The following is a 25,659-nucleotide window of genomic DNA, read 5'->3' on the forward strand; positions in this document are numbered from 1 at the left end:
TCAAATTTACTCTTTGCCATGATCCGTTCCTTTTACGCACAATTTTTCAATTACTTCTTATTGATTATCGCTTCTGCTACATTTTTTGGTGCTTCAGAGTAATGTTTGAATTCCATGGAGTAAGTCGCTCTACCCTGTGTTGCTGATCTCAGTGCAGTGGAATAGCCAAACATTTCTGCGAGCGGCACTTCCGCACGAATGACTTTTAAACCAGGAATATCTTCCATTCCTTGTATCATTCCTCGCCTTGATGACAGATCACCTACTACATTTCCCATGAAATCTTCGGGAGTTTCCACTTCTACAGCCATCATTGGCTCCAAAAGTACCGGATTTGCTTTACGCATTCCGTCTTTGAATGCAATAGAAGCAGCCATTTTGAATGCATTCTCATTAGAATCCACGTCATGATATGAACCATCAAATAGCGTGACTTTCACATCGACAACTGGATAACCAGCAAGCACCCCACTCGGCAGAGTTTCCAGCAAACCTTTCTCAACCGCAGGAATATATTCTCGCGGTACTGCACCACCCTTAATTTCGTCAACGAACTCAAAACCCTTCCCAGCCTCATTAGGCTCCATTTTGAGCCAAACATGACCATACTGACCGCGTCCGCCGGATTGTTTTACAAACTTACCTTCTATTTCAACCGGTTTTCTTATGGCTTCTCGATAGGCAACTTGAGGGGCTCCCACATTAGCTTCCACACCAAACTCACGCTTCATCCGATCGACAATAATTTCTAAATGCAACTCACCCATTCCAGAAATGATGGTTTGACCAGACTCCTCATCAGTTCGGACTCTAAATGAAGGATCTTCCTGAGCAAGTCTATTCAAAGCTATGCCCATTTTTTCCTGATCTAACTTTGTTTTTGGCTCGACTGCAACATGGATTACCGGCTCAGGAAAATCCATTCTTTCCAGCGTAATGATTTTTTGAGGATCACACAAGGTATCGCCCGTCACGACATCCTTCAAACCAACAGCAGCAGCAATATCTCCTGCCCGAACTTCCTTGATCTCATCGCGCTGATTGGCATGCATTTGCAACAACCTTCCGATTCTCTCTTTTTTTCCTTTAACCGGATTGTAAATAGTATCACCCGAAGTAACGACGCCAGAATAAACTCTGAAAAAGATCAATTGACCGACATAGGGATCGGTTGCAATCTTGAATGCCAAAGCAGAAAATGGTTCGTTATCGTCTGCTTTACGTTTATCAGGCTCACCATTCTCTTTTTCGCCCTCAATAGCCAATATATCTGTGGGCGATGGCATAAAATCAATCACTGCATCCAGCATCGCTTGCACACCTTTGTTTTTAAAGGCAGTGCCGCACATCATAGGGACTATTTCGTTATTGATAGTTCGTGTACGTAGACCATTCTTGATATCAGCAATTTCCAAATCGCCATCTTCAAGATATTTATTCATCAGTTCTTCGTTAGCTTCCGCTGCTGATTCCAGCATTTTTTCGCGCCATTCTCGAGCATCGTTCACAAGATTTGAAGGAACATCGCGTTCTTCAAATTTCATACCGCGACTTTCATCATCCCAATATATTGCCTTCATTTTGATCAAATCGATAACGCCTTCGAATTTATCTTCAGCACCAATTGGCAATTGGATAGGAATGGGTGCAGCTTTGAGTCGGGCTTTAATTTGTTCGTAAACGCGCATAAAATTAGCCCCGGATCGATCCATCTTATTAACGAAAGCTAGTCGCGGAACTCGATATTTATTTGCTTGCCTCCAAACCGTTTCGGTCTGAGGCTGCACTCCACCTACCGCACAAAATACCGTACAGGCTCCATCTAACACACGTAACGAACGCTCCACTTCAATCGTAAAATCCACGTGCCCCGGCGTATCGATAATATTAATTCGATGCTCCGGATAATTTCCGGCCATACCTTTCCAGAAACATGTCGTAGCAGCCGAGGTAATGGTAATACCTCTTTCTTGTTCCTGCTCCATCCAATCCATCGTGGCCGCACCATCATGCACCTCTCCAAGCTTGTGAGATACGCCTGTATAAAAAAGTACGCGCTCTGTCGTCGTTGTTTTACCGGCATCAATATGCGCCATGATGCCGATATTTCGATAACGTTCTATGGGTGTTTTTCTTGCCACGGTTTATTGCCTTACGTAGATTTCAATTAAAATTACTAATCGATGAAACCAGAATTTATCAGAATCTGAAATGCGAAAATGCCTTATTAGATTCTGCCATTCTGTGCACTTCTTCTCTTTTTTTAACTGCCCCGCCGCGACCCTCGGCTGCTTCACTTAACTCACCCGCCAATCGAGCATCCATCGATTTTTCGCTTCTTTTTCTAGCAGCATCACGCAACCATCTCATCGCCAATGCATTACGCCGAACTGATCTTACTTCAACCGGCACCTGATAATTAGCCCCACCCACACGACGACTTTTTACCTCTACAATGGGCCTGACGTTCGTTAATGCTTGCGTAAACACTTCCAAAGGGTCACCGCCAGTTTTCTTCTGTATATGTTCCAGAGCACCATAAATGATTCGTTCTGCGACTGATTTTTTACCCCGAGTCATCAGCACATTAACAAATTTTGCCAACTCTACATTGTGATATTTTGGATCTGGCAATATTTCTCGCTTTGGAACTTCTCTACGTCTAGGCATTGTGCAACCTCATAGTTTACTTCTTGTTATCCGATATTCTAGTTCTTATGCATTCTTGGGCTTCTTAGATCCATATTTAGATCTCGCTTGTTTGCGATCCTTAACACCGGCAGTATCTAAACTACCTCGAATCGTGTGATAGCGCACGCCAGGCAAATCCTTAACCCGGCCACCACGAATAAGAATCACCGAGTGCTCCTGAAGATTATGTCCTTCACCGCCAATATAACTGGAAACTTCGAACCCATTGGTCAATCGAACCCTGGCGACTTTACGCAATGCCGAGTTTGGCTTTTTAGGGGTCGTAGTGTATACCCTGGTACACACTCCTCTTTTTTGTGGGCAATTCTCCAATGCAGGCACATTGCTTTTAATACGCTTAGCAACACGCGGCTTTCGAACTAACTGACTTATTGTCGGCATTTCTATGTCCTAAAAAACGGGAACGACGCTTGCCGTCCACACTTAAACACTTACATTTATTTGTATTGAAATCGATGCTCAATTATCGCTGCCGCCCCGGATCAACGTAGCTTAATACGCAATGATGCGACAAAAAAGAGAGCGGATTCTAGGTGGTTTATCCATGCATGTCAAGACAAACATCGATCCTGATAAGTGATGCACAACCTCCGCATTCCTTTCCTCAATTTTTTTAATCCCGAAAATTCTGAAACTGCAACGGAAAATCATTTATGGATTTTTTTACATATTGAATCGCTTCTTGCAGCACATCTTTCTTGGTGCCGGTCACCCGGACAGTTTCTCCTTGAATGCTAGCCTGTGCCCTCAGTTTGCTATCTTTAAGAATTCTGACGATTTTCTTGGCCAAATCAGCATCCAGTCCAGTTTTGACAGTCACTACTTGTTTGATTTTATTTCCACTGATTTTTTCAATCTGACCTTTGTCCAAACAACGCACATCAATCGAGCGTTTAGTCAGTTTGGTTCGCATAATGTCCAAGATTTGCTCTAATTTGAAGTCATCATCAGCAAACACTGTCAATTGAAGATCGGTTTGCTCCACGCGCACATCAGAGCCTTTAAAATCGAAGCGAGTGCTTATTTCTTTGTTGACTTGATCAACCGCATTTCTAACTTCCTGCTTGTCAACTTCTGAAACAATGTCAAATGATGGCATGATTAATTTCAATTCCCGTCGCACAAAGCATGATCATTTAGTTGCAGGCTTATTCTTGCTGGCATTCGCCGCGATACGCAATCTGAGCGCATTGAGTTTTATAAATCCTGCTGCATCTGCTTGATTATATGCACCCGCATCTTCCTCAAAGGTAGCAATATGAGGATCAAACAGAGAATTGGTAGCTGAGTCTCTCCCTACGACGATGACGTTACCCTTGTATAATTTTAGCCGCACCCAGCCATTGACCTTTTCTTGTGAAGCATCAATCATGGCTTGCAGCATTTTTCGCTCAGGACTCCACCAGTAACCATTATAAATTAGCGCAGCGTAACGCGGCATCAATTCATCCTTCAAATGCGCCACTTCTCGATCCAATGTGATCGACTCAATAGCTCGATGAGCTCGCAATAAGATGGTGCCTCCAGGTGTCTCATAGCATCCTCTCGATTTCATTCCGACATACCGATTCTCGACCAGATCCAGTCGACCAATACCGTGCTTACCACCCAATTGATTCAGCTTTGCCAGCATGTCTGCAGGCGATAACGAATTACCGTTCAAAGATACAGCATCGCCGCGTTTGAATTCGATCTCCGCATACTCGGGTTCATCGGGTGCATTTTCCGGTGACACGCTCCAGCGCCACATCGATTCCTCTGGTTCCATCGCGGGATCTTCGAGGATACGGCCTTCATAGGAAATATGCAGAAGATTGGCATCCATGCTGTAAGGCGAACCTGCTTTCTTTTTCATCTCGACTGGGATCCCATGCCGTTCAGCGTATTGCAGCAATTTCTCTCGAGAGGTCAAGTCCCACTCACGCCACGGCGCGATCACATGAATATTCGGTTGCAGAGCATAATAACCCAGCTCGAAGCGCACTTGGTCGTTTCCTTTACCGGTCGCACCATGTGAAACCGCATCGGCATGAGTTTCTTGCGCAATCTCGATCTGCCTTTTCGCAATTAATGGTCGCGCGATGCTCGTACCAAGCAGATATTCCCCTTCATAAATGGTATTGGCCCGAAACATGGGAAATACGAAGTCTCGCACGAACTCCTCGCGCAGATCATCAATATAGATTTCCTTGACGCCCAATTGCTTGGCCTTCGCGCGAGCCGGCTCAACCTCTTCACCCTGGCCGATATCAGCAGTAAATGTCACCACCTCACATTGATACGTATCTTGCAGCCATTTCAAAATGACCGACGTGTCCAATCCACCTGAAAAAGCTAACACTACTTTATTGATTTTTTTCATTATTTATTAATATGCTCGCTTAATTATCCTGTCAGCAGTATTACCGCCATTCTCATCAACAACCGGGCTAATTGCCAGCCAATTTACCCAGCAACAAATATTCCATCAATGCCTTTTGAGTATGCAATCGATTTTCTGCTTCATCCCACACGACAGATTGCGGTCCTTCCAACACTTCTGCGCTTACCTCTTCACCACGATGAGCCGGTAGACAGTGCATAAAAAGCGCATCCTTTTTAGCTAATGCCATCATCTCGGCATTGACACAGAATTCAGCAAAATCATTTTTTCTTTGCTCAGTTTCTTCTTCAAACCCCATGCTCGTCCATACATCCGTTGTCACCAGATCCGCACCCATCACAGCTTTGCGAGGACTGGAAAAAATCTCATAATGGGTGGCATCGATCAATCCAATCTGTTCTGGGCAGATATCATAACCGGGTGGAGTTGACACATGAACTTTGAAATCGAAAATTTTCGCAGCCTGCAGCCACGTATTGCACATATTATTGGCATCACCGATCCAAGCCACGATTTTTCCAGAGATGCCGCCCCGATATTCGGTATACGTAAAAATATCGCTCATGATTTGGCAAGGATGATATTTATCGGTCAACCCATTGATGACGGGCACTCGTGAATTTTCGGCAAAACGTTTGATAATGTCATGTTCATACGTCCGTATCATGATGAGATCAACCATGCGGGAAATGACTTTTGCTGCATCTTCAACCGGCTCACCGCGTCCCAATTGAGTATCACGCGTCGATAAATAAATAGCCGCGCCGCCGAGTTGAAGCATGCCTGCCTCAAATGACAGGCGGGTGCGCGTCGAGTTTTTGTCGAATATCATTGCCAACGTGCGATCAGTCAATGGCCAATACTGCCGGTATTGCTTGAATTCGTGCTTTATCCAGCGAGCACGCTCAAAGATGTATTCATATTCCTCACGATTAAAATCAGAGAACTGCAGAAAATGCTTGAATTGCATACGCCCCAATGAGCAGCCAATCGCCCTGCATACCTGTATGCCGGTTATTCAGCTATTCAAAAACTCCTTTATTAACGAACACATCGTATCCACCACCTGCTCGGCCTCGGATTGCTGCATGACGAATGCCGGCAACAGGCGCACTACTTTATCGGATGTCACATTGATCAACAATTTCTTGTTCAATGCCGTCTTGACCAGATCAGTACAGGGAACGGCAAGCTCGATACCAACGATCAAGCCCTGACCTCGAATTTGCACGACACCCGAAATATCGCGCAGTTGATCGTTGAGCCGATCCCGCATGAAGTCTCCCAGTTTCGTGGCATGACTCAATAATTCCTCATCCTGAATCACTGCGAGTGTTTCAAGGGCTGCTGCACAAGCCAGTGGATTGCCGCCAAAGGTAGAGGCGTGATTTCCCGGTTTGAATACGTCAGCGGCAACGCCTCGGGCCAGACACGCACCGATCGCCACGCCGGCTCCCAGCCCCTTAGCCAGAGTCATGACATCCGGCAGAATCTCGCTATGCTGATAGGCAAACCATTTACCGCTCCGGCCGATTCCCGATTGCACTTCGTCGAGCATCAATAACCATTCATATTGATCGCACAGCTTACGCAATTCACGAAGATAATGCGCTTCGGGAATATTCACGCCGCCTTCGCCTTGGAAAGGCTCCACTAAAACTGCAACGATATCTTTATTATTGACCGCGACTTGAGCAATAGCCGCCATATTGTTATAAGGAACACGCACAAAACCTGTCAATAACGGTTCAAAGCCAGCTTGCACCTTGCGATTGCCGCTGGCCGTCAAGGTTGCCATCGTTCTGCCATGAAAGGAACGTTCCATGACAATAATGGTTGGCAGTGCAATTCCTCTATTGTGTCCATGCAAGCGGGCAAGTTTGATCGCCGCTTCATTGGCTTCTGCACCAGAATTGCAAAAGAAGGCTTTGTTCATGCCCGACAATTCAATCAACCGGTCCGCCAGCCGTTCTTGCCTTTCAATATGATACAAGTTGGACGTGTGAATCAGCTTACCGGCCTGTTCACAGATTGCTTTGGTCAAGCGCGGATGACAATGCCCGAGTCCGCACACGGCAACCCCCGACAATGCATCCAGATAGCGTTCCCCCTGATCATCCCACAGCCACACGCCTTCGCCCTTCGTGAACGTGACGGGCAGCCGTGAATAGGTATTCATCAAATTAGACACAACACAACGCTCGCATTTATTTTTAAGTGATTTGAATGAAAATTCTGTTGAGGCTTTTCAGTAGACAATATCAGAATATCAGGAAAATTCAGAATAGGGGCTTATCTTTACTTATTTGATTGGCTTAATCAAGCTTTTTTCTTTAAAGAATTACTGATTACCGCGATAATACCCCACCCAACACTTCAAAGTTAACTGAGAAATTGCATCAACATGTTAGAATGGGCAGCCTTAAATTCATATATTTCCGAGAGAACTCTGAGAAACCTTGCGAGCAACGGCCAGGCCAGGCGAAGTAGGATTCAACTTACTCAATCCAGGCGTGCGGTAAATTGTATTTTCAGTCTGATCCTTGATTCAATCGCGCAGCAAGGCCGGACACAGTTATTTTCAGAGCTCCCTTTTTAAAAAATACCTCTATTCAATAACTTTGTTTCTCCTACGTCATAACCTATGAATCAATTTGCCAAGGAAACTTTGCCCATCAGCCTCGAAGAGGAAATGCGGCGATCCTATCTTGATTATGCGATGAGCGTCATCGTAGGTCGCGCATTGCCAGATGTCCGGGATGGGTTGAAACCCGTGCACCGGCGCGTTCTGTTTGCGATGCATGAGCTTTCCAATGATTGGAACAGGCCTTACAAGAAATCTGCCCGTATCGTCGGTGATGTCATTGGTAAATATCATCCGCATGGCGATACGGCGGTGTATGACACTATCGTCCGCATGGCGCAGGATTTTTCGCTGCGTTATATGCTCATCGACGGGCAGGGAAATTTTGGTTCAGTGGATGGCGATAATGCAGCAGCGATGCGCTACACCGAAATTCGCATGTCGCGCATCGCCCATGAATTACTCGCCGATCTTGACAAGGAAACCGTCGACTTCGGTGCCAACTATGACGATTCCGAAAAAGAGCCGCTCATCCTCCCAGCCAAGATTCCCAATCTGTTGATCAATGGTTCATCGGGTATTGCGGTAGGGATGGCCACTAATATTCCGCCTCACAATCTGAATGAGGTAGTGAACGCTTGCCTTGCTTTGCTCAACAATCCAGACATCACCATCGATGAACTCATCGACTTCATCCCTGCACCGGATTTTCCGACTGCTGGAATTATCTATGGTGTGGCGGGTGTAAGAGATGGCTACCGCACCGGGCGCGGCCGGGTCGTCATGCGGGCGCGGACACATTTCGAGGATATGGAAAAAGGCAGCCGCCAATGCATCGTCATTGACGAACTGCCCTATCAGGTCAACAAAGCCAATCTGCTCATCCGCATCGGTGAACTGGTACGCGACAAGAAAATTGAAGGCATTTCCGATTTACGGGACGAATCCGACAAATCGGGCATGCGTGTCGTCATCGAATTGAAACGTGGCGAAATGCCCGAAGTCATCCTGAACAACCTGTACAAAGAAACTCAAATGCAGGATACGTTCGGTATGAATATGGTCGCCCTGCTGGATGGTCAGCCGCGATTACTGAATTTGAAACAGATATTGGATGCTTTCTTGCGTCACCGGCGCGAAGTAGTGACGCGCCGCACTGTATTTGAACTGAAGAAAGCTCGCGAGCGCGGTCATATTCTGGAGGGGCTGGCAGTCGCGCTTTCCAATGTCGATGAAATCATCGCATTGATAAAAGCCGCACCAACTCCGGCAGATGCCAAAGAAAAGCTCATGGCGAGAACCTGGCATTCCAAGCTGGTCGGGGAAATGCTAGCGCGCGCGATGGCGGATGCTCATGCATTGCGCCCCGAAGGATTGGATGGCACGTTTGGCTTACAGGCACAGGGCTACCGGTTATCCGACGCACAGGCCCAAGCCATTCTGGAATTACGCTTGCAACGTCTGACCGGCCTGGAACAGGAAAAGATCGTCGAGGAATACCGCAACGTCATTGACAGCATCATCGATTTTTTGGACATCCTCGCCAATCCCGGGCGCATTACCGCCATCATTACTGAAGAACTCGAAACCATCAAACAGCAATTCGGCGATCAGCGCCGCAGCGAAATCGTGGTCGACACACAGGATTTGAATGTCGAAGATCTGATTGCACCGGCTGATGTCGTGGTCACACTTTCGCATAGCGGATATATCAAATCGCAATTACTGGATGATTATCGCGCCCAGAAACGCGGAGGCCGAGGCAAATTAGCCACCAGCACCAAGGAAGACGATTTCATCGACAAGCTGTTCATTGCCAACACGCATGACTATATTCTCTGCTTCTCGAGTCTTGGCCGCGTATACTGGATCAAAGTCTATGAAGTGCCCCAGGGGGGCAGGCAGTCACGCGGCAAACCCATCATCAATTGGGTGCAATTGGAAGAAGGTGAAAAAATCAACGCCATCCTGCCCGTCAGAACATTTGATGAAAACCGTTTTGTCTTTATGGCCACGGCATTCGGCACGGTCAAAAAGACACCCTTATCGGAATTTTCCCGTCCGCGCAATAATGGCATTATCGCGATCGGCCTGGACGATGGCGATTATTTGATCGGCGTCGAGCTGACGGAAGGCAAGCATGATGTCATGCTGTTTTCGGATAATGGCAAGGCCATGCGTTTCAGCGAAAATGACGTTCGTCCGATGGGACGGGTGGCCCGCGGCGTGCGGGGTATGAAGCTCGGTTCAGGACAGAAGGTGATTTCAATGCTGGTTGCTGAAAATGAAGATCTTGCCGTCCTGACTGCTACTGAAAACGGTTATGGCAAGCGCACCCCAATCAGTGAATATACTCGCCATAACCGCGGCACACAGGGCATGATTGCAATTATTACCAGTCCTCGCAACGGCAAAGTCGTCACTGCCAAGCTGGTGAAACCGGAAGATGAAATCATGTTGATTACCTCCGGCGGCATCATGATCCGTACCCGGGTCAATGAAGTGCGGGAAATGAGCCGGGCCACACAGGGTGTTACATTGATCAATCTGGATGCCGGCGAGAAACTGGCGGGATTGGAACGAGTCGTGGAAAGCGAGGACAATGACGATGACAGCGACAATTAATGAGCTGATACTTCTGCGGGAAATACATCATGGATCAGATCTACAATTTTAGCGCAGGCCCGGCGGTACTTCCGAAAGAGGTACTGCAGCAAGCACGCGATGAGATGCTGGATTGGCACGGCAGCGGCATGTCGGTGATGGAAATGAGTCATCGCGGCAAGGAATTCATGGCAATCGCTGAAACGATCGAACAGGATCTACGCGAATTGATCGGTATTCCGGATCATTACAAGATCCTTTTTTTGCAAGGCGGCGCTTCCAGTCAATTCTCCATGGTGCCGATGAACCTGCTGCGCGGTAAGCAAAAAGCCGATTACATCAATACCGGTCACTGGTCGACCAAAGCCATCGAAGAAGCCAGCCGGTATTGCATCGTGAATGTCGCGGCAACTTCCGCAGCGGCCAATTTCACCTATATCCCACCCCAGGACGCGTGGCAATTGAGCTCTGATGCCGCCTATGTTCATTACACCAGTAATGAAACCATCGGTGGCGTTGAATTTCATTGGATACCGGATGTTGATCCCAGCAGCGGCATTCCACTGGTAGTAGACATGTCTTCCGACATTTTGTCCCGTCCTTTGGATATCACCCGCTATGGATTGATTTACGCCGGGGCGCAAAAAAATCTCGGCCCGGCGGGTCTGACGCTGGTCATCATCCGTCAGGATTTACTGGGAAAACCGCTGCCAGGCACTCCCACGTTGTACGATTACCAGATTCACGCAAAAAATGATTCGATGTACAACACGCCGCCAACCTATGCCATGTACATCATGGGCCTCGTGCTCGCATGGTTGAAACGGCAAGGCGGATTGACCAGCATGGAACAAACCAATCTGACCAAAGCGAATCTGCTGTATGACTTGCTGGACAGTACCGATTTTTATCGCTGCCCAGTTGCTCGGCCCGACCGCTCCCGCATGAATGTTCCGTTTACGTTGGAAATTCCTGCGTTGGAAGACGAATTCCTTAAACAAGCCCAGGCAATCGGCTTGCTTCAATTGAAAGGACACCGTTCGGTCGGCGGCATGCGAGCCTCGATCTATAATGCCATGCCGATCGAAGGCGTGGAAAAATTGGTCGCATTCATGAAGGAGTTCGCCAACCGCTATGCTTGATCATCCGGCCAAATTCAAGATCCTGACCCTGAATCAGATTTCCTTGCAGGGGTTGAATCGTTTTCACGTCGATGATTTTCAGGTCGGGCATGAGATCGCTGATCCGGACGCCCTATTGGTGCGTTCGTACAATCTACTGGACCGGGACATACCCCTCAGCGTCAAAGCGATTGGGCGCGCCGGCGCTGGAACTAATAATATTCCGGTGCACGCGATGAGTGCCCGGGGCATTCCGGTATTCAATACCCCAGGTGCCAATGCCAATGCCGTGAAAGAACTGGTGCTTGCAGCCATTTTCTTGGCCGCTCGCAATCTCGTTCCCGCTTTGCATTTTGTCGGCACGCTCGAAGGCAATGACGCAGCGCTGAATCAGCAAGCGGAAGAAGGCAAGAAACGTTTCTCCGGCATCGAATTGCCGGGGCGTACGCTGGGAATCATCGGTCTGGGAGAAATCGGCCGACTGGTCGCCAACTCGGCCATCAAACTCGGCATGAAAGTGATCGGTTTCGACCCGAAAATCACCGTCGAGTCGGCCTGGAGCTTATCGGCGGAAGTCAAGAAAGCCCACAGCATGGAGGATCTGCTGCGCCATAGCGAATTCGTCAGCGTGCACGTCCCGCTCTTGGATTCCACTCATCATTTGATCAATGAAAGCTGCATCAAGATCATGAAGCACCATGCTATTCTTCTGAATTTCTCCCGCGGCGCGATCGTTGACGAAGAAGCCGTGCTGGCAGGTATTGCTGCCGGCAAAATCAGAACCTATGTCAGTGATTTTCCAAGCCAGCGGCTGCAACAGCAACGATCCGTGATTACGCTGCCGCATCTTGGCGCTTCGACATCGGAAGCGGAAGAAAACTGCGCCGTCATGGTCGTCAATCAGCTCATCGATTACCTGCAAAATGGCAACATCGTGAATACCGTCAATTTCCCGGATATCGAAATGGAACGCGAATCGCCGTATCGGGTTGCCGTGGCGAATGCCAATGTGCCCAATCTTCTCGGACAGATTTCCACCAGCATGGCGAACGCCGGATTGAATATTCATAACATGATCAATAAATCCCGCGGTGAAATGGCGTTCACGCTGGTCGATGTCGACAGTCCGGTGCAGCAATCGGTATTGAATGAAATTTCGGCAATTTCCGGCGTACTGATGGCGCGCTATTTGCCCTTGCCGAAATAACGTCGCGCTTGTGATGAATTATCGTTAACCAGAATTTCACCCTCCATGCTCGAACAACTCAAACAATTACGCGATCAAATCGATGTCATCGATGACGAGCTTCTTCAATTGATCAGCAAGCGAGCCACACTGGCCCAGGAAATCGGTAAGATCAAGAAAAGCGGCATCGTTTACCGCCCCGAGCGTGAAGCACAGATATTGACGCGTATTCAGGCGCACAATCCTGGTCCGATCAGCAATCAGCACATCGGTCATTTTTTCACTGAAATCATGTCATTGTGCCGTGCCCTGGAAAAACCCATGAGCGTGGCCTACCTGGGCCCCAATGGCACTTTCTCGGAAGAAGCGGCACTGAAACGCTTCGGTAGCGCCATCACTGAAATCGCCTGCGATTCGATCGACGACGTGTTTCGCAATGTTGAGTCCGACACGGCCAGTTATGGCGTTGTGCCGGTTGAAAATTCCTCCGAGGGCGCTGTGGGCAGAACCATGGATCTGCTGCTGCAAACACCGCTCATGATTTGCGGTGAGATTCAATTGCCCGTGCATCAATTCCTGATGGCGCAGCACACCGACCTCACCCGGATCACTAATGTTTCTTCGCATCCGCAATCATTGGCGCAGTGTCACCATTGGTTAAAAGCCAACCTGCCGCATGTTCCTACTACTGCATTCATCAATGCAGCCAGCAATGCCGATGCTGCCCGGCAAGCAGCATCGGATAGTCAAACTGCCGCGATTGCAAGTCGGCGGGCAGCCGAATTGTATGAATTATCGATTTGCGCGGAAAATATCGAGGACGATCCGAACAATACCACGCGTTTCGTCGTGATTGGCAAACAAGAGACGCTGCCTTCCGGTAAGGACAAAACATCGCTGGTCATGGCGACTGATAACCGTTCCGGTGCGATTTACCAATTGCTCGAGCCGCTGGCGCAGCATGGCGTCAGTATGAGCCGGTTGGAATCTCGCCCATCTCGTACCGGACTATGGCAATACGTATTTTTTGTCGACCTTGAAGGACATCAACAGAATGAGCAGGTCGCTGCTGCGCTATCCGGTCTGCGTGACCGAGCGATATTCCTGAAAATATTGGGGTCATATCCAACAGCTTGATCCACGCAACACTCTCCTCATCAATAAGGTTTTCTTTGGCACCTATTTTTCAATCATCAGTTTTTAATCCTATGAATCTTTGCGATTTTGCTCCGGAATATATCCGCTCCATTCAACCCTACCAACCTGGCAAACCCATTTCGGAATTGGCGCGAGAACTGGGTTTGGATGAAACTACCGTCATCAAGCTGGCTTCGAATGAAAATCCCCTTGGCACCAGTCCATTGGCTTTGGATGCGATGATCAATACGCTGCACCAGATCGCATTGTACCCAGACGGCAGCGGCTATGAATTGAAAGCCGCGCTGTCGAAACGCTATGACATCGATCCTGAACAAATCATTCTCGGCAATGGTTCCAACGATGTGCTGGATCTGGCAGCACGCGTGTTTCTGAAGCCCGGCGCAGCGGCGATCTATTCTCAGCACGCGTTTGCCGTCTACCCCTTGGTAGTGCAGATGATCGGCGCGAATGGCATTTCAGTGCCTGCGCGCGATTATGGGCACGACCTGCCGGCGATGCTGGATGCGATCACTCCGGAAACCCGCATCGTGTTTATCGCCAGCCCGAATAATCCAACCGGCACGCTCTCCACTGAAGAAGAACTGTACTGTTTCATGGAGCGCGTCTCGCGCGACGTACTCGTCGTGATGGATGAAGCCTACTATGAGTATCTCCCCGAAGCCAACAAACCGGACAGCATCAAATGGCTGAAGCAATTTCCCAATCTGCTGATCACCCGCACCTTTTCCAAGGTGTATGGCCTTGCCGGCGCCCGCATCGGTTTTGGATTGGCGCACCCGGACGTGGCCAATTTGATGAACCGCGTGCGCCAGCCGTTCAATGTCAGCAGCATCGGTCTGGTAGGCGCACTGGCTGGCCTGCACGATGCCGAATTCGTGCAGAGATCATATGCACTCAACCGTGCCGGCATGCTGCAATTGACTGATGGATTCCGTAAGATGAACATAGAATACATACCGTCGTATGGCAATTTCATCAGTTTCCGCGTCATGGGCGACGCAACCAATACACCCAAAGTCTATCAGAGCCTATTGCGGCAAGGCGTCATCGTGCGGCCTCTGGGCATTTATGAAATGCCTCACCATCTGCGCGTAACGGTCGGCCTGGAATCGCAAAACAGGCGTTTCCTCGAATCGCTTGCTCATGCCCTCGGCGAATTGACCTGAGTCATCCGATGCCGTCAATTCATTAACCCATTTTCGTGTCATCAAAGATCAACATACCATGCCATTCAATAAGGTTGTCATCATCGGTGTCGGTTTGATCGGAGGATCATTTGCCGCAGCGCTTCGCAGAACCGGTCAGGCTCAGCGCATCGTTGGCGTCGGGCGCAGCCAGCGCAATATGGAACATGCGCTGGCCCGGCAAATCATCGACGAAATCGCCAGTGATATCGCATCTGCGGTGCACAATGCCGACCTGATTTTTCTCGCGATGCCGGTAGGTCAAACCGACGACGTGATGATGCGCCTGGCGCCTCATGTGCAAGCCAATACCATCATTACCGATGCCGGCAGCACCAAGCAGGATGTCATTGCCGCAGCCCGCGCGCATCTCTCGCTCCAGAACCGGCATCATTTCGTACCCGGCCACCCCATTGCCGGTGCTGAACACAGCGGCGTACAAGCCGCACGCGCTGACCTGTATCAGAATCGGCACGTCATCCTGACGCCGCTGCCCGAGACTAGTCTCGAGAGCGTCGAGCATATCCGTCAACTATGGCAGGCATGCGGCGCACAGGTCTCGCTGATGGCTGCCGATGAACATGACCGCGTGCTCGCCACCACCAGTCATTTACCCCACGTGCTGGCATTTACGCTGATGAATCATCTCAAACATGGCAATCATGCTGCTGACGATCTGCTGCGTTTCGCTGGCAGCGGTTTTCGCGATTTCACGCGCATCGCCAGCAGTTCCCCGGAAATGTGGCGCGACATTTGCCTGGCCAACCGCGATGCGCTGCTGACACAGATTGAAGCCTATCAGGCCGAATTGCACGCCCTGGCCGAGATTCTGCGAAACAACGATGACGAAGCATTGGAGCGGGCATTTTCGCAAGCCCGGGCGCTCAGAGAGGACTGGCTCAAGCGCACCAATAAGACGAGCGAATCGTGACGCAGTATGGCCCGCCCCTTCTTTATTGTCGGTCAGTAATTTCCGCTTACACAGCTTATGATGCTGATATGAAGGCGCTTCTGTTGGAAATTTCTGGTCATTTAACCATCTTCTTCAGTAACCACAAAGACTTACTGGTTAAAAAATCTGTTATTGTCAGTATATAATTTGAATTTTTTTCTGCTCCAGTACTGACATCCCATGCAAGAACCCAAACCTCCGGTGATAGAACCATTTACTTTTGTTTTCAGTTGGCGGCGTTTATTGGTGCATAGCGCCATCATGGGCGTATGCGTGACCCTGGGTCTGATGACGTGGTACTTCGGCAAGCCGCCCAGCGTGCGTTTCTATGAAACCAAGTCTGAAGAATTGACTACGAAGATAGCACCACATATCGACATGGCGCTGGATGTTCGCAGCTCTGTAGCCGTGAAGGAAAGTCATCCGCTGCAGGTCGAATTGTTCAAAGGCAACGTTTTTTTCAACAGCGCGAGCAATGCGTCCAGTCAGCTTGAAGTCAAAGTCGGCAACGCGCTCATCAAGGACATCGGCACCCGTTTCAGCATTGAAACGCATAAGGATGGCAGCCATCATATCGCAGTTGCCGAAGGCCACATCAAGATCCATGTCGCATCAGGGATCTACCAGATCAATGCACTTGAGCAGGCCGATTTTGATGATATGAAAATCAGCAAGCACATGTTGGCCAGTGAACGAGACGTTGCACCGTGGCTTTACGGTCAGTGAATAGCAGGTTGACACGATCTCTCCTTTAGTTCGCCAACCTTGCGCATCGGTATCCAGAAATGAAAATCCCCTGACAAAAAGCCAGGGGATTTTCTTGAGAACCGTCAGAAAAACTTATTGGTTAAAACTCTTCCCACTCATCACCCCCGCCGCCTGCAGCAACTTTACGGGGTTGCGCAGTTACCGAAGATGAGCTCGCCGTTACACTGATAGCGTTCTTTTTAGTGGATGGTCCACGGTTCGGCAGCTTAGTGACCGAAGTTGGACGATTGCTTCTTTTCACCGGTGTTGCGGTCGAATATCCACTTCCCGTCAATTTAAAGATCGTTACCGCGTGGGTGAGCGCACGTGCCTGTTCCTGCATCGATTCTGCCGCCGCGGCGGCCTGTTCCACCAAGGCCGCATTTTGCTGCGTCACTTCATCCATTTGCGTTACGGCCTGATTGACTTGCTCGATGCCTGAACTCTGCTCCTGCGATGCAGCCGAAATTTCACTCATGATATCGGTCACGCGTTTCACTGCATTGACGATTTCATCCATGGTGGCACCCGCCTCGTCAACCAATTGCGACCCGACTTCCACCTTGCTGACCGAATCATTGATCAATTCCTTGATTTCTTTCGCTGCTGCCGCCGAGCGCTGCGCCAGCGTGCGCACTTCCGTCGCGACCACCGCAAAACCTCGGCCCTGTTCTCCAGCCCGCGCAGCCTCGACAGCGGCATTCAATGCCAAGATATTGGTTTGAAACGCAATGCCATCGATGACACTGATGATGTCGACAATTTTTTTCGAGCTTTCATTGATCGAGCTCATCGTTTGCACCACCTGGCCAACCACCGCGCCGCCTTTTACGGCCACTTCGGATGCGCCGGCTGCGAGCTGATTGGCTTGGCGGGCATTATCGGCATTTTGCCTTACCGTCGAGGTGAGTTCTTCCATCGACGAAGCCGTTTCTTCCAAACTGGAAGCTTGCTCCTCGGTGCGCTGGCTCAGATCCGAATTACCCGACGCAATCTCGCTCGATGCCGTAGCGATCGAATCTGTACCTGTCCGCACTTTACTGACCAAATCGACGAGATTGTCATTCATGATCTTCAAGGCTTGCATTAACTGGCCGGTTTCATTGGTTGAATTGACATCGATTTTACTGGTCAAATCGCCGGATGCGACGGCATTTGCTACTGCAACGGCTTCATTCAGCGTACCGACGATCGCTCTGATCAAGAGATAACCGATAATCACGGCAAAAATAATGCCTAATAGGATGGCTGTCGCGGTAATCATGAGAATGCTCTGATAATTGCTTTGCGCTTCAGCGTATTCCTTGGCGGATTCGGTGCGTTGCAGTTCAAGCAGTTTCAGCAGGGTTCCATGAACTGCATCAAATTTGCCGCTGGCATCGCCCGTCAGGTTAGCAGCCGCAGCATCATAATTTCCCGCCGTTGCCAATGTTATTGTGCGATTGCGTGATTCCACATAACTATTCCATTGCTGACTGAATTTTTCGGCCAAGCCTGCTTCTTCCGTCGTCAAATTCGTGGCCATGAACTTTTTCCAGAAATCCGCCAGTTCGGCATCGCGCTGGCTCGTCATTGCCGTGCGCTCTTTCACAATGTCAGCACTTCTACCATACGCCGACATGGCGGTATTCAGCCGCGCGCGTTGCATGCGATCCAATACCATGCCCAAATCCCCCAAAGGCACAGCCCGGTCTTCATAGACACCTTTAAAAGAATCATTCGTTTGGCTCAAACCATATACGCCAAGGCTACCCACGCCTATCAGCAACAACGATAACGTTCCTATAACCAGCATCAATCGTGACTTTATTGTCATATTATGTAGCATCAGATTCTCCTTTATAATCCTTTCGTAAAATAAATTATTGCTAGTTAACGCTCCCTAGTTACCACTCTGCTCAATCAAACCCATGTCGCCGCTGCTCATCAGTTTTTCGATATCTATCAATATCAGCATCCGCTGATCCACTGTCCCCAAACCGACGATATATTCGGTGTCGATCACTGCGCCAAAATCCGGCGTGGAACGAATATGTTCGTCTTCCAGATTGATGACATCCGATACGCCATCCACCACAATCCCCATTACCCGGCCAGCAACATTCAGTATGATCACTACGGTGAACTGATCATAACTGACGTTTCCCAATCTGAACTTGATCCGCAAATCGACAATCGGCACGATGATGCCTCGCAAATTCACCACGCCTTTGATGAAATCCGGAGCATTGGCGATTTGCGTAATGGAATCGTAGCCCCGAATTTCCTGAACCTTAAGTATTTCAATGCCATATTCTTCAGCCCCCAATCGGAACGTCAAGAATTCATTCATGACTCGACTTGCGCCCTCGCCCGATGTATCGGAAGCTATGCCTACTCCTTGTTCCTGCAACATGACTCATGCTCCTTATAGTTGTTTTAAAAGCATAATTGATCGACACGTTCATGAATCACGCGAATCGACATGCAGACATGCAGACATGCAGACATACGGATACATTGTAGTATCAATTAACTACTTTATAGATTGACGATTAAACTGGTTTTGATATCACTATTTGACGTTATAAGTGGTGCGACTTATGGTTAGCTCATAGACCTCTTCTCATGAGTAATGAAAATTAACGTATTGAAAGGAAGTAAGTTCTTACGGAATATGAATTAATATATTTTGTCGGCTGATTCTTTTTTACCGTTCAGAGAGTATGTTGACATTGCGTAGGAGATTTCCTTCAATAGTTGAACTTGACTGTTGTATCAAGTGTTTCTACTAAATAAACGACTCATTAAAATTTCCATGAGCTCGCATCTACAGCTTCCTTCAGCGGCTCATGCATTCATCAAGGGCAAAACACAACTATAAAAATGGATAGAAACAATTAATTATCAGACAGAGAGGTGCGGAGTTTCACGACATCCCAGGAATCATCTGAGGAGTGTGCATTTCTACTGAAGGATGAAAAGATGATTTCTCTGGGTACTCGTGACAATGATCAACAAAATCGCATTGAAATTACTTTGTGCAGTCGCATATTCTGAGCAGCGACATCGCCGTGCAGCGTAGTCATTTCATAAATCGTTTCGTGCAATTATAGGCATCAGTTTGGTCGAGATATATCTTACTCAGATTTCTGCCCGCTTGATGGTTTTGGATATTTCCTAGATTTCGATTTTGCCGTAACGACATCCTTCGAATCTACCGTAAACGCGGTATTCTTGCGCACGGTTCCAGATATCATTGATGGTCGCCAAGTCGACCGCAGGCACGATACGGTTTTCATAGACGGACTTGAAGCCGATATTTGATTCATGAATGCCCACGAATACCCAAGTTACCGGTACCAATCAGCATGTCACCAAGAGACTGAGCGCGACGATTAACTCGGTTTTAACTGTTATTCCTTTAAGCATTTCCCCTACTCCTCCAGTACATCTCAAAAATTTCTGACCTAATTGATGCTGTGTTCGATCAATCCCATGTTGCTGCTGACCATCAATTTTTCGATATCGATCAATATCAGCATCCGTTCATCCACCGTTCCCAATCCCATGATGTATTCGGTATCGATCACCGACCCCATGCCGGGTGTGGGCCGCATTTGCTCGGCTTCCAGCGTAATCACATCGGATACGCCATCCACCACTATGCCCATCACCCGGCCAGCAACATTCAATATAATGACGACCGTGAATTGATCATAATCCGCTTTTCCCAATCTGAATTTGATACGCATATCAGCGATCGGCACGATAATGCCGCGCAAATTGACCACCCCTTTGATGAAATCCGGAGCATTGGCAATCTGGGTAATCGCATCATAGCCACGGATCTCTTGGACCTTCAGAATCTCAATCCCATATTCCTCGCTACCCAAGCGAAAAGTTAAGAATTCATTCATCGTTCGGCCTGCCGCGGATGCTATCGACTCTGTGTTCTTGCCATCCATCTGTTCCTGAAACATGCTTCCTACTCCTTTACCTGTCAAATTGAAATCCAGCACACCAATGACAATTCTCGAGCACAAAGAAAATGCTGAACTGGTTATGATTACGACCTAAAATAATCGATATTGAGAAGGAACGTTTATTGAGAAGGAACATTTTTTTGGGTATTTCTGAATTAACGCTATCATTTCGATATTACGTCATCAAAATCAGATAGTTCTGATGACATTCAGAAATAATTCCTTTGGAAAATTTCAAGGAAACGAAGCACGACGGGCCAAACGGTGAAGCTCAGTTATGCACGTGCAGCGCATGAACGACCAATGAGTATCTGGAGCGTGATTCAGCGCTGCTTGACCGAGTCTCGTCGTTTTACAGAATTTCTTCTTACGATAGGACAATACCGACATGACTATTCACACCATGAATCATTTCACAGTGCTGAGCAGTGATTTGGAAAGGAGCAAGCAATTCTATATCGATGTGCTTGGATTGCAGGAAGGCTATCGGCCACCGTTCGGGTTTCCCGGCGCATGGCTGTATGCGGGCGGCAATCAAGCGATCTTGCACATCATGGCAAGCAAGCCGATGCCAGCGATAGCAGCCGGTGTCATTGATCATATGGCCTTCACGGCGTCGAATCTACAAGAAACGGTCAATATCTTGAAGCACCACAATATTCCTTATGATTTGCATCGGCTGAAGGGCCTGGAAATATGGCAATTGTTCTGCCATGATCCGGATGGCGCTAAAGTGGAATTGGATTTCCCCGCCGATGAACCGGAGCCACAACAGTAGTTACTCACCGCGGCCTATTTCTTGCAACTGGGATTCTTTCCTGCTGCGCGTGCTTTTTGCATGAGCGCCGTTGCTTCGGGCAAGCGCTTTTGCAAGTCATGAATGCGGGTTTCATGAGAAGGGTGAGTCGACATGAATTCCGCTGGCTGACCTTGGCTTGCTTGCGCCATTTTTTGCCATAACGTTACGCTTTCGGCAGGATTGAACCCGGCTTTTGCCATCAACTCCAGGCCAATTTCATCAGCTTCGCTCTCGTGCAAGCGGCTGAAGGGCATGATCAACCCATATTGGGCACCCACACCCAACAAACCCATCGCGCTTCGCCCCAACTCGGTCTGTGGCGCAGCCACAGCGGCAATCAATGAAATACCCACCTGCGCGCCGACTTTCTGAGATAGCCGCTCATTGCTGTGCTTGGCCAATACATGACCGACTTCGTGACCGATCACCGACGCCAGTTGATCTTGATTATCCACCAAGTCCACCAACCCGGTATGCACGCCGATTTTACTGCCGGGCAAAGCAAAGGCGTTCAGGGTGTTATCCTCAAACACAATCACTTCCCAGTTGCCACCGACCTCGCGCGTTATCGCTGCCGCAATGCAGCGGACAAATTCATTTTCGCGCGTATTCTGACTCATCTTTTTTTCTTTCTTTAATTCAGAAAAAGCCTGCAACCCCATGCCGTCGATCTGATCATCCGGCATGAACGCGACTTGACTTCTGCCGGTAGGCGTCGTCGAGCAGGCCGAAAGGATTAATATTCCTATAAAAAACAATATTCTGGTCATCATAAGTAGTTCCTCGCAAAGAATGAATCAGGGATTTCGTCGTATGGACGAATCGATCAATACAGCAAGCGCTCAAGAAAAAATTCGCTGATCCCGGCTACGCACAGCAGCGCGCGACATCGATCATTTGAAGTATGATATAACGCTTCTGTCCACGCTATAGAGGAGAATCACAGCATGAACGATCACGTCTATAAAATTATCGAAATCGTCGGCACATCGACCAAAAGCAGTGACGATGCCATTCAGCAGGCTATCACGAAATCCGGTAAAACCCTGCGCAATCTGGATTGGTTCGAAGTGATCGATACTCGCGGCCATATTGTTGACGCCAAGATTGCACATTTTCAAGTGAAAATCAAAATCGGCTTCCGCCTCGATTAGGCTGATCCGTATCGCTGGCTGGCAAACGTTGCACAAAGCCAGCGGCGAACGTTCAACCCAAGGAAACGCTGATTCATCGACTGCACGAGCGCATTGCTTCGTGGCGCAGGACGCACTTACCCATCGATTGTGCTGATAGGTCTCCGTGAGTGTGTTCTTCATCTTATTCGCCGCAGTAATCAACGTTTCCGTGATGAACAGCTCTCTTGATAGTTCTTCTGCCGCCGGGAATGGATTGGGGCAAGTTATGGCTTTTCGTTGAGGCTCATTTCGCTCGCAAACGGAAAAATGTGCCATCCTTTCCTGCAATCGGACGATGAAGCAATTTACCGCAATACTTCACGGTATAATTCGCTTTTCACCGTATAAAACAACATTCATGCAAGAAAAATATCATCCCCAGGAAATCGAAAAGAACGCGCAACTGCATTGGGAACACACGGCTGCCTTCAAGGCGGAAGAAATTCCCGGCAAACCCAAATACTACTGCCTGTCGATGTTTCCCTACCCTTCCGGCAAACTGCACATGGGACATGTGCGCAACTACACGATCGGCGACGTATTGTCGCGCTATCGGCGCATGCAGGGGTACAACGTTCTGCAACCGATGGGCTGGGATGCGTTTGGCCTGCCGGCGGAAAATGCAGCCATGCAAAACAACGTATCACCCGCCCAATGGACATACGACAATATCGCTTACATGCGCAAGCAACTGAAAAGCCTGGGATTGAGCATCGACTGGGAACGCGAGATCGCAACCTGCGACCCCAGCTATTATCACTGGAATCAATGGCTGTTCTTGCGCATGCTGGAAAAAGGGCTGGCGTATCAAACCACCGGCACGGTGAATTGGGATCCGGTGGATCAGACCGTGTTGGCCAATGAGCAAGTCATCGACGGTTGCGGCTGGCGTACCGGCGCGCCAGTGGAAAAACGCGAAATACCGATGTACTACCTTAAAATCACAGACTATGCGGACGAACTGCTATCGTCATTGGACGCTCTCACCGGCTGGCCCGAACGGGTCAAGACCATGCAAGCCAACTGGATCGGCAAGAGCCACGGCGTCGACATCACATTTCCGGCAGATGCCGAATCGGGCACGCCACAGGATGTGAAAGTATTCACCACTCGCGCCGATACGCTGATGGGCGCGACTTACGTCGCTGTTGCTGCCGAACATCCGATCGCGCTGCACGCCGCAAAGAACGATCCGGCGCTGCAAGCCTTCATACAGGAATGCAAATTGGGCTCCGCCAAGGAAGCCGACCTCGCCACGCAGGAAAAGAAAGGTATGGATACGGGCTTGTTCGTCATCCATCCGCTGACTGGCGGAAAATTGCCGATCTGGGTCGCCAACTATGTGTTGATGGGCTACGGCGAAGGTGCCGTAATGGCAGTCCCGGCACATGACGAACGCGATTTTGAGTTTGCTAAGAAATATAGACTGCTAATTAAACAGGTAATCACAAAAGGTCGAGAAGACGGTTTTGGTGATGGAAGTGGGTATGGAGGCGGAACAGGGTCTGGAGCAGGATCGGAAGATGGTAGTGGACATGGTAATGATGGAATTGATGCACCGTTTTCAACTTCTCAATGGCAAGAATGGTATGGCAACAAGGTGATCGGTATTTGCATTAATTCAGGCAAATACGATGGTTTCGGTTATAGTGCTGCAGTGGACTCCATTGCTGCCGATCTCGCCGCAAAAGGACTGGGCAACAAGCGCGTGCAATACCGTCTGCGTGACTGGGGCATTTCCCGCCAGCGCTACTGGGGCTGTCCGATTCCGCTGATTCATTGTGATGACTGCGGCGTGGTGCCCGTGCCGGACGATCAACTGCCGGTGGTACTGCCACAGAATCTCGTTCCGGACGGTGCCGGCAACCCACTCGCCAAAACGCCGTCATTTTATGAATGCAGTTGCCCGAAATGCGGCAAAGCGGCGCGGAGGGAAACCGATACCATGGATACGTTCGTCGATTCTTCCTGGTATTACGCTCGCTATGCCTGCCCGGATCGGCATGATGCGATGACCGACGAGCGCGCCAATTACTGGCTGCCTGCCGATCAATATATCGGCGGCATCGAGCACGCCATTCTGCATCTGCTGTATTCGCGGTTCTGGAGCAAGGTCATGCGCGACCTCGGCTTGCTGACACTGGATGAGCCATTCACCAATCTGCTGACGCAAGGCATGGTGCTCAATGAAATCTTTTACCGTAAATCGGATGGCGGACGCATCACTTATTTCAATCCCACCGAGGTCATACTTCAGCATGACGAACAGGGCAAGCGCTGTGGCGCGCTCCTTCAATCCGACCATCAGCCGGTCGAATCGGGCGGCATCGGCACGATGTCGAAATCAAAGAATAATGGCGTGGATCCTCAAAAATTGGTGGAAGAATACGGCGCCGACACTGCGCGTCTGTTCATGATGTTCGCCAGCCCGCCGACGCAAACTTTGGAATGGGCCGATGCCGGCGTCGAAGGCGCGTATCGATTCCTCAAACGCTTATGGCGGCAGGTTTACGTTCACCTCCAGGCCGGCAGCGTCAATCTCGACCCGGCACTGCATGCGGCGCTGTCGGCTGAATCCAAAGCGTTGCGCTGCCAATTGCACCAGACTATCGCCAAAGTCAGCGATGATCTGGAGCGGCGCCATACCTTCAATACCGCCATCGCTGCCGTGATGGAATTGATGAATAACCTGGCCAAACTACCGGACGGCGACGCCGCCAACCGCAATCTGATGCAAGAAGCGCTGGAAAATATCGTGCTGCTGTTATCGCCGATCGTTCCGCACGTCTGCCATCAATTATGGCGCGAACTGAAACCGGGTACGGAATTGTCCGACCAGCCATGGCCAAAAGCGGATGACACCGCGATGATTCAAGATGAAATGACGCTGATCGTGCAGGTAAATGGTAAATTACGCGGGCAAATCACTATTGCCAAGAACGCCGGAAAAGAGGCTATCGAGCGGGCGGCATTAAGCGACGGGCATGTGCAGAAATTTATCGACGGGCAGACCGTCAAAAAAATCATTGTCGTACCGGGAAGACTCGTCAATATTGTGGTGTAGCGGCGTCATTAACTCTCAAATG

General features: G+C 49.2%; 22 protein-coding genes. 10 read left to right on the forward strand and 12 right to left on the reverse strand.

Features of this window, described 5'->3' with window-relative positions; genetic code table 11:
* Positions 1-50: 50 nt before the first annotated feature.
* From fusA to ABF87_RS05985, 7 genes are all read right to left on the reverse strand, one after another.
* On the reverse strand, positions 51-2,141 hold the full coding sequence (fusA, locus tag ABF87_RS05955) for an elongation factor G (RefSeq protein ID WP_160828224.1): 2,091 nt from the start codon (positions 2,139-2,141) through the stop codon (positions 51-53).
* 58 nt (positions 2,142-2,199) lie between these two features.
* Complete coding sequence (gene rpsG, locus ABF87_RS05960; RefSeq protein WP_160828225.1) at positions 2,200-2,670, reverse strand: 30S ribosomal protein S7; 471 nt, start codon at positions 2,668-2,670, stop codon at positions 2,200-2,202.
* 45 nt (positions 2,671-2,715) lie between these two features.
* Positions 2,716-3,093: a 30S ribosomal protein S12 gene (gene rpsL, locus ABF87_RS05965; protein WP_160828226.1), complete on the reverse strand. Its 378-nt coding sequence runs from the start codon at positions 3,091-3,093 to the stop codon at positions 2,716-2,718.
* A gap of 232 nt (positions 3,094-3,325) precedes the next feature.
* Positions 3,326-3,811, reverse strand: a complete 486-nt coding sequence (locus ABF87_RS05970; protein ID WP_160828227.1) for a YajQ family cyclic di-GMP-binding protein — start codon at positions 3,809-3,811, stop codon at positions 3,326-3,328.
* 33 nt (positions 3,812-3,844) lie between these two features.
* Positions 3,845-5,074, reverse strand: coding sequence for an argininosuccinate synthase (locus ABF87_RS05975; protein ID WP_160828228.1), 1,230 nt, complete (start codon positions 5,072-5,074; stop codon positions 3,845-3,847).
* Positions 5,075-5,141: 67 nt separating this feature from the next.
* Complete coding sequence (gene argF, locus ABF87_RS05980; RefSeq protein ID WP_160828229.1) at positions 5,142-6,065, reverse strand: ornithine carbamoyltransferase; 924 nt, start codon at positions 6,063-6,065, stop codon at positions 5,142-5,144.
* 48 nt (positions 6,066-6,113) lie between these two features.
* Positions 6,114-7,286 carry an aspartate aminotransferase family protein gene (locus tag ABF87_RS05985; protein ID WP_345789884.1) on the reverse strand — a complete coding sequence of 391 codons (1,173 nt, stop codon included), beginning with the start codon at positions 7,284-7,286 and terminating at the stop codon, positions 6,114-6,116.
* 453 nt (positions 7,287-7,739) lie between these two features.
* Here ABF87_RS05985 and gyrA point away from each other — a divergent pair, with 453 nt between their 5' ends.
* The 7 genes from gyrA (at position 7,740) to ABF87_RS06020 (ending at position 16,613) form a co-directional block, all read left to right on the forward strand.
* Positions 7,740-10,304, forward strand: a complete 2,565-nt coding sequence (gene gyrA / locus ABF87_RS05990) for a DNA gyrase subunit A (protein ID WP_160828230.1) — start codon at positions 7,740-7,742, stop codon at positions 10,302-10,304.
* Positions 10,305-10,333: 29 nt separating this feature from the next.
* The gene (serC, locus tag ABF87_RS05995; RefSeq protein WP_160828231.1) at positions 10,334-11,425 is read left to right on the forward strand and encodes a 3-phosphoserine/phosphohydroxythreonine transaminase; all 1,092 of its coding nucleotides are present in this window, start codon (positions 10,334-10,336) and stop codon (positions 11,423-11,425) included.
* Positions 11,418-12,611 (forward strand): 3-phosphoglycerate dehydrogenase family protein, encoded by a 1,194-nt coding sequence (locus tag ABF87_RS06000; RefSeq protein ID WP_160828232.1) that lies wholly within the window; start codon positions 11,418-11,420, stop codon positions 12,609-12,611. Before serC ends, ABF87_RS06000 begins: the two co-directional genes overlap by 8 nt.
* Before the next feature lie 45 nt (positions 12,612-12,656).
* On the forward strand, positions 12,657-13,727 hold the full coding sequence (pheA, locus tag ABF87_RS06005) for a prephenate dehydratase (protein ID WP_160828233.1): 1,071 nt from the start codon (positions 12,657-12,659) through the stop codon (positions 13,725-13,727).
* 71 nt (positions 13,728-13,798) lie between these two features.
* Complete coding sequence (gene hisC / locus ABF87_RS06010; RefSeq protein WP_160828234.1) at positions 13,799-14,917, forward strand: histidinol-phosphate transaminase; 1,119 nt, start codon at positions 13,799-13,801, stop codon at positions 14,915-14,917.
* 58 nt (positions 14,918-14,975) lie between these two features.
* Positions 14,976-15,866, forward strand: coding sequence for a prephenate dehydrogenase/arogenate dehydrogenase family protein (locus ABF87_RS06015; protein WP_160828235.1), 891 nt, complete (start codon positions 14,976-14,978; stop codon positions 15,864-15,866).
* A 201-nt stretch (positions 15,867-16,067) separates the two neighbouring features.
* Positions 16,068-16,613: a FecR family protein gene (locus ABF87_RS06020; RefSeq protein ID WP_160828236.1), complete on the forward strand. Its 546-nt coding sequence runs from the start codon at positions 16,068-16,070 to the stop codon at positions 16,611-16,613.
* Positions 16,614-16,734: 121 nt separating this feature from the next.
* On the opposite strand, the gene ABF87_RS06025 is transcribed toward ABF87_RS06020, so the two are convergent.
* The 4 genes from ABF87_RS06025 to ABF87_RS06040 all read right to left on the reverse strand — a co-directional run bounded on the left by ABF87_RS06025 (position 16,735) and on the right by ABF87_RS06040 (position 20,581).
* Complete coding sequence (locus tag ABF87_RS06025; RefSeq protein ID WP_160828237.1) at positions 16,735-18,462, reverse strand: methyl-accepting chemotaxis protein; 1,728 nt, start codon at positions 18,460-18,462, stop codon at positions 16,735-16,737.
* A 54-nt stretch (positions 18,463-18,516) separates the two neighbouring features.
* Positions 18,517-19,029, reverse strand: a complete 513-nt coding sequence (locus tag ABF87_RS06030) for a chemotaxis protein CheW (protein ID WP_160828238.1) — start codon at positions 19,027-19,029, stop codon at positions 18,517-18,519.
* Between the two features lie 764 nt (positions 19,030-19,793).
* Positions 19,794-19,979: a hypothetical protein gene (locus ABF87_RS06035; protein WP_160828239.1), complete on the reverse strand. Its 186-nt coding sequence runs from the start codon at positions 19,977-19,979 to the stop codon at positions 19,794-19,796.
* A gap of 104 nt (positions 19,980-20,083) precedes the next feature.
* A complete protein-coding gene (locus ABF87_RS06040) occupies positions 20,084-20,581 on the reverse strand; it encodes a chemotaxis protein CheW (protein WP_160828279.1) in 498 nt (165 codons plus the stop codon).
* 406 nt (positions 20,582-20,987) lie between these two features.
* Here ABF87_RS06040 and ABF87_RS06045 point away from each other — a divergent pair, with 406 nt between their 5' ends.
* Entirely contained in the window at positions 20,988-21,377 is a 390-nt protein-coding gene (locus tag ABF87_RS06045) for a VOC family protein (RefSeq protein ID WP_160828240.1), read from the forward strand.
* Between the two features lie 14 nt (positions 21,378-21,391).
* Here the strand turns inward: ABF87_RS06045 and ABF87_RS06050 are convergent, their stop codons facing one another.
* Positions 21,392-22,171 (reverse strand): M48 family metallopeptidase, encoded by a 780-nt coding sequence (locus ABF87_RS06050; RefSeq protein ID WP_160828241.1) that lies wholly within the window; start codon positions 22,169-22,171, stop codon positions 21,392-21,394.
* A gap of 174 nt (positions 22,172-22,345) precedes the next feature.
* On the opposite strand from ABF87_RS06050, the gene ABF87_RS06055 reads away from it, so the two are divergent.
* Together ABF87_RS06055 and leuS are read left to right on the forward strand one after the other, a co-directional pair.
* Positions 22,346-22,552, forward strand: a complete 207-nt coding sequence (locus tag ABF87_RS06055) for a dodecin (protein WP_160828242.1) — start codon at positions 22,346-22,348, stop codon at positions 22,550-22,552.
* A gap of 379 nt (positions 22,553-22,931) precedes the next feature.
* Positions 22,932-25,637, forward strand: coding sequence for a leucine--tRNA ligase (gene leuS / locus ABF87_RS06060; protein WP_160828243.1), 2,706 nt, complete (start codon positions 22,932-22,934; stop codon positions 25,635-25,637).
* Positions 25,638-25,659: the final 22 nt, after the last annotated feature.

This window comes from Nitrosomonas sp. JL21 (assembly GCF_009833095.1).
Taxonomy (GTDB): Bacteria; Pseudomonadota; Gammaproteobacteria; order Burkholderiales; family Nitrosomonadaceae; genus Nitrosomonas.